Source organism: Streptomyces sp. NPDC051172 (assembly GCF_040682555.1).
Classification (GTDB): domain Bacteria; phylum Actinomycetota; class Actinomycetes; order Streptomycetales; family Streptomycetaceae; genus Streptomyces.
This window is the reverse complement of record NZ_JBFBBE010000401.1, coordinates 537-1198: the sequence shown is the minus strand read 5'-3', so window position 1 is coordinate 1198 and position 662 is coordinate 537. Positions and strand designations below refer to the sequence as shown.

Here is a 662-nt window from a genome sequence, read left to right as displayed (position 1 = left end):
CACGAACGCGCTCGTGTGCCCGATCAGCCGCTCGGCCACCCGGGCCACGAGCGAGGCGTCCAGGGCGGTGTCCCCGGTCTCGGCCTCGAAGGTCGCCGCACCGGAGGTCATCACCTCCAGGTCCAGGGCCTCGTAGTGCGCCACCAGCGCGGCCGGATCACGCAGGTCGGTCTTCGTGATGAGCAGCACCGGGTGGATGCCGGCGTCGTAGCAGGCGACCAGGGCGCGGTCGATGAAGCCGGTCCGGGGCTCCGGATTGGCCGCGGCCACCATGATCACCAGCAGGTCGGCGTTGGCCACCACCACCCGCTCGACCTCGTCCGAGTCGTCCGCCGACCGGCGCAGGACCGTGCTGCGCTCCTCGACACGGATGATGCGCGCGAGCGTGCCCTCGTCCCCGGAGAGGTCCCCGACGACGGCCACCCGGTCGCCCGTGACGATCGGCGTGCGGCGCAGCTCGCGGGCGCGCATCGCCGTGATCCGCTCGTCCAGGCGATCCGGCAGCACCACGGCGTACCGGCCGCGGTCCACCGTGGTGACCATGCCGACCTGCGCATCCTCGTGCTTGGGCCGCTCCTTGGTGCGCGGGCGGGTGCCGCGTTTGGACGGGCGCACCCGGACATCGGACTCGTCCCACGCGGAGGGATCGAGGCGCCGGGCCA

General features: G+C 73.3%; 1 protein-coding gene. It reads right to left on the bottom strand.

The features are described 5' to 3' along the window. Positions 1-615, bottom strand: a 615-nt coding sequence (gene rsgA / locus AB0N07_RS51455; RefSeq protein WP_365847953.1) for a GTPase RsgA, incomplete at its 3' end; no start/stop codon positions are given. Between the last annotated feature and the right edge of the window lie 47 nt (positions 616-662).